This is a genomic window from Halonotius pteroides, from assembly GCF_003605635.1.
Classification (GTDB): domain Archaea; phylum Halobacteriota; class Halobacteria; order Halobacteriales; family Haloferacaceae; genus Halonotius; species Halonotius pteroides.
Map to the genome: position 1 here is coordinate 1 of NZ_QMDW01000048.1, position 5,667 is coordinate 5,667.

Genomic DNA, 5,667 nt, shown 5'->3' on the forward strand with positions numbered 1-5,667 from the left:
CATGGGAGTGACTCGCCATGGTGAATGAACCTATGAATGGGTGGCGGCGAACCACAACTCCCAGAGGGTCTCCCACTCCAGTACCGCGTGGAACGCTGACGAGCTTAACTACCGTGTTCGGGATGGGTACGGGTGGAACCTCGTCGCTATGGCCGCCGAAACCGACCACCGGAGTTGAACCAGTGTCAAACCATTGTCGGCATTCCTACCACCTCACGCTCGCTAAAGCGTTTACTTACCGCGTGTATGTGCAATCCAGTTCGCGCCTGAACCCATTACAGTGGGTCACAGTGCATAGTATGAATATTGGCTTGGACTGTTAGTGCTCGTGGACTCAACACCTCGTTGCCTTGGTGCGTACATCCCGAGTCTATCGAACTCGTCTTCTACGAGTGTCCTCAATGGTACGTCTTTTTCATGTGGGTTTCGAGCTTAGATGCGTTCAGCTCTTACCCCGCGGCACGTGGCTACTCGGCAACTGCCCTCTCGGACAACCGATACACCAGTGGTGCCCAATCGTAGTTCCTCTCGTACTATACGATCGTTCATGGCACGTACCTTACACCCCCAATAGATAGCAGCCGACCTGTCTCACGACGGTCTAAACCCAGCTCACGACCTCCTTTAATAGGCGAACAACCTCACCCTTGCCCGCGTCTGCACGGGCAGGATGGAGGGAACCGACATCGAGGTAGCAAGCCACTCGGTCGATATGTGCTCTTGCGAGTGACGACTCTGTTATCCCTAAGGTAGCTTTTCTGTCATCCACAGGCCTCATCAATAGGCATTGTGGGTTCGCTAGACCACGCTTTCGCGTCAGCGTTCCTCGTTGGGAAGAACACTGTCAGACTTCCTTCTGCTCTTGCGCTCTGCCTCGGGTTTCCGACCCGAGTGAGGAAATCTTGGGGCGCGCTCGATATCTTTTCGAGCGCGTACCGCCCCAGTCAAACTGCCCGGCTACCGGTGTTCTCCGCCAGGAGTGAGAGTCGCAGTCACTACCGGGTAGTATTTCAATGATGGCTGGGTGACCCGCTAGCGCGGGTACCTCTGTAACGCCTCCTACCTATGCTGCACAGTAGCGACCACGTCTCAGCGACAGCCTGCAGTGAAGCTCTATAGGGTCTTCGCTTCCCCTTGGGGGTCTCCAGACTCCGCACTGGAACGTACAGTTCACCGGGGCCAGCGTTGGGACAGTGACGCTCTCGTTGATCCATTCATGCAAGTCGCTACTGAAGCGACAAGGTACTACGCTACCTTAAGAGGGTCATAGTTACCCCCGCCGTTGACGGGTCCTTCGTCCTCTTGTACGAGGTGTTCAGATACCCGCACTGGGCAGGATTCAGTGACCGTACGAGTGCTTGCGCATTTGCGGTCACCTGTGTTGTTACTAGACAGTCGGAGCGTCCGAGTTATTGCAACCTGCCTCGCTGGAGGCAGGCATCCCTTCTTGCGAACGTACGGGACTAACTTGCCGAATTCCCTAACGCCGGTTGGGGCCCGACAGACCTTGGCTTTCGCTGCCTGAGCACCTGTGTCGGATCTTGGTACGAACAACACGCTTGCCGTTTCACGGGCTCTAGGTACCACCGCGTTTCCCTATCTCGATAGTTACCCGCTTCGTGCCATGACGGCTTCCACGGGCGTGACCGATTCGACCGGGCGAAAACCCGGTGCGGTGTTTCCCAAAGCGTTGGCTTTCAATGGTGTTGGTACTGGAATATTAACCAGTTTCCCTGTTGTCCCCGTCGAGTTGCGAGGGGACTTAGGATCGACTAACCCTTGGCTGATTGACAGTGCCAAGGAACCCTTGCTCGTAAGGTCGTCGAGGTTCTCACCCGACTATCGCTGCTACTGTGACCAGAATTGTCGTTACCGGACGATCCATACGAGCTCTCGCCCGTATTTCCACTCGAACGGTACGCCAACCTACGTAGTCACCGTGATTGGTGTTGTACGGTCTCGGAAACGGATTTGAGCCCCGATCATTTTGGGCGCCTCGAACCTCGGCCGGTAAGCTGTTACGCTTTTCTTAGCGGGTTGCTGCTTCTAAGCTCACCTCCCGGCTGTTTAGGGCTCGAGACCACCTTCGGTTGCACTTAATCCGTATTTTGGGTCCTTAACCATACGCTGGGTTGTCTCCCTTACGGACCACAGGCTTACCCCGCAGTCCGGACTCCCACCGTCTACAACGTCCGTAAGTTTGGAGTTCGACAACCCGGCCGACCTCTCTCGAGGGCGGGACGAGTAATCGGTGGCTCTACCTCACGGACTATCTCGGGTGAGGTCATGCTTCGACATGTTTCGGTTGGAACCAGCTGTTGCCGAGTTCGATGGGCCTTTCACCCCTACACATAGGTCACGCGAGGGTATTGTAAGACACCAACGCTAACGGGCCTCCACGTGCCTTTCGGCACGCTTCACCCTGTCCATGTGTAGATCACTCGGTTTCGGGTCGTCTCCCCACGACTCCCCGCGCTTGAACACGGCGGCCCTGGTGGGCGTGGACGAAGTCCACGGAATCCACTGCGGCCATGTCGCTTTCGCTCTGCCTGCCCCGATCATCGGGTTAGGCTTGCCATGGAGAGACACTCTCTGGGTCGTTTTTCAAAACGTACGACGCAACATCGGCTTCACTCTCGTCTTACTGGACGCTTGCGCGTCGGTCATTCTGGGAGTGACCTTGTATGCCACGTCGTTCGATCGCCAGCTGATTTCGGGCCCTATTGCACGATCCTTTGTGGAGTGCTTTTCAGCGTTCGCTCACGCTACTTGTTCGCTATCGGTCTCGAGGAGTGTTTAGTCTTCTCAGGGGATGCCTGAGATGTTCACACGGGAGTTCCGACCCATGATACTCTGGAGCTGACGCGCGATGTACTTGCTTTTGATACGGGGTTGTCACCCTGTATCACGCTCCGTTCCAGAAGACTTCTCAAAAGCGTTCGATCGGTGATTTTCAGTCCTGACACCACATTGCCCTTGAGGGCTTCGGTTTGGACTGTGTCGTGTTCACTCGCGGTTACTAACGATATCGCGGTTGCGTTCTTTTCCTGTCGGTACTAAGATGTTTCAATTCCCGACGTTCCCTATTGCGCAAGGCAATTGTGAGAGGGATTCCCATTCGGAGATCCTACGTTCTTCGCCTCCATGCGGCTCCCGTAGGCTTATCGCAGCTTGGCACGTCCGTCATCGGCACTCGAGCCGAGCCGTTCACCAGCTGGCACAGTAGCCAGTTGAAGAGATAACATTCGGACGAATGTTATCGCTGGTGAGGTGATCACAATGATCACCTCGCGAGACGAGTTGTAACTCGCCTCAATGTATGTTCACTGTACCCGGTATGCGTGCAGAGCACGCAAACTGTAATGGGTCCAGTGGACGCCTGGATTGCACGTACACACGATCTCATGGCGACCCAGGGTGGTAGGTCTGGGACGCTCGATCCTTCCCAACCCGCTTGCACGGGATGGTGCATCGATCTTGTCGTAATACACCCGAATCGTGTAACCCGTATAAGGGGCACGGTTCGAGTGTGTGCTGACATGGACTCAGTGGGATTTGAACCCACGGCATCCTCCTTGCAAAGGAGGCACTCTGCCGCTGAGCTATGAGCCCGCTCAACCGGCACTGCCGGTTGAGAGTGTGTGTTAGCCTTGGTAGTTCTGCGGTGCCCGATTGCACGGGTGGGCCGAACGGGTGCTCACTGGTCGGGGATGACCGGTGTGAGCTGTTAGACGCAATGAGTATGAGAGGTGAGTCCACCCTGAGGGGTGGATCTCGGACGTTAGGAGGTGATCCAGCCGCAGATTCCCCTACGGCTACCTTGTTACGACTTAAGCCCCCTTGCGAAGCCCAGATTCAACCCTGGTGACAGGGCTTCATCCGGACCTCACTCGGGTGCTTTGACGGGCGGTGTGTGCAAGGAGCAGGGACGTATTCACCGCGCGCTGCTGACACGCGATTACTACCGAATCCAGCTTCATGCGGGCGAGTTTCAGCCCGCAATCCGAACTACGACCAGGTTTGCGAGATTGCCGTCGCTTCTCAGCGTTGGAACCCGTTGTCCTGACCATTGTAGCCCGCGTGTTGCCCAGCCCATTCGGGGCATACTGACCTACCGTTGCCCATTCCTTCCTCCAGTTTAGCACTGGCAGTCTTCCTAATGTACCCACCCATCGTGCGATGGTGCTGGCAATTAGGAACGTGGATCTCGCTCGTTGCCTGACTTAACAGGATGCCTCACGGTACGAGCTGACGGCGGCCATGCACCTCCTCTCATCAGCTCGAGTGGATGTCGTCAACATGACTGTCATTACTGATGTCGGGGCTGGTGAGATGTCCGGCGTTGAGTCCAATTAAACCGCAGGCTCCTCCGGTTGTAGTGCTCCCCCGCCAATTCCTTTAAGTTTCATCCTTGCGGACGTACTTCCCAGGCGGCTCGTTTAGCGGCTTCCCTGCGGCACAGCACCCACTCGTAGTGGGTGCCACACCTAACGAGCATTGTTTACGGCTCGGACTACCCGGGTATCTAATCCGGTTTGAGACCCGAGCTTTCGTCCCTCACTGTCGAAGCCGTCTTCTCAGAGTGCTTTCGCCATCGGTAGTCCGTCCGGGATTACGGGATTTCACTCCTACCCCGGACGTACTCTCTGAGCCTTCCGGTTCCAAGCCGGCCAGTTTCTACCGGACGCCCACCTGTTGGGCAGGTGGATTTCCCGATAGACTTGGTCGGCCAGCTACGGACGCTTTAGGCCCAATAATATGGGACATCACTTGAGCTGCCGGTATTACCGCGGCGGCTGGCACCGGTCTTGCCCAGCTCTTATTCGTTGACCGCCTTAGAGTCAACAAAAGCGAGGGCTAATATGCCCTCGCACTCGGGATTCCCCTATCGCACTTTCGTGCAGTGTAAAGGTTTCGCGCCTGCTGCGCCCCGTAGGGCCCGGAATCTTGTCTCAGATTCCGTCTCCGGGCTCTGACTCTCATCACCCGTACCGATTACTGGCACGGTGGGCCGTTACCCCACCGTCTACCTAATCGGCCGCAGCCGCATCCTTCAGCGGTGTCTTTGGAATACAGTGCATTCCAGCGTCTGTTTCGTATCGGCTATTAGCCTCAGTTTCCCGAGGGTATTGCCGACTGAAGGGTAGCTTGGCCACGTGTTACTGAGCTATGTGCCACGAGTGTGAACTCGTTCGACTAGCATGGCTAAATCGAATCCCAATAGCAATGTCCTCCGGCAGGATCAACCGGAATGTGTCCAACTGTCTCGGAGAGACAGTTGGGGGTTGGCGGGAACGATTCCCTGACGGGAATCGGTCACCAAATGTGTCTCATTGCATGGTCTGTGTTCGGGGCCACGCGAGCAATCGGGTGGCACCGAACTACCAAGGCTAACGTCGGATCCCGTCTGTACGGCGTACCGCAGGGGTGGGATCCCCATCTCTTCGGATCTATGTGTATCCGGTTGGGCGGTATAAGCCCGTCGGATTGTTGGTGGTGTGGTGGCCACGTGATCCATGCGAGTGCTGACCGGGTTGAACGGTCTGCGGCTCGCGGTGTGTTTTACTGCATTCCAGTCGAGTGCCCTGTTATACTTAAGGGCGTTGTTTTGAACTGGGTGCCGTCCGGCGGTTCCGGACGGCGGTGGTCGGGCGTGTTTCCACACAC

The 5,667-nt window shown here is 56.4% G+C and carries 1 tRNA gene and 3 rRNA genes; all 4 read right to left on the bottom strand.

The features are described 5' to 3' along the window. Nucleotides 1–38: 38 nt before the first annotated feature. Nucleotides 39–160, bottom strand: a 5S ribosomal RNA gene (gene rrf / locus DP106_RS14845). A 141-nt stretch (nucleotides 161–301) separates the two neighbouring features. Further along, nucleotides 302–3,235, bottom strand: a 23S ribosomal RNA gene (locus tag DP106_RS14850). Nucleotides 3,236–3,540: 305 nt separating this feature from the next. Then, nucleotides 3,541–3,612: transfer RNA gene (locus DP106_RS14855), tRNA-Ala, on the bottom strand. 171 nt (nucleotides 3,613–3,783) lie between these two features. After that, nucleotides 3,784–5,253 (bottom strand): 16S ribosomal RNA (locus tag DP106_RS14860). Together the 16S, 23S and 5S rRNA genes with 1 tRNA gene alongside form the textbook arrangement of a ribosomal RNA operon. Nucleotides 5,254–5,667 lie beyond the last annotated feature (414 nt).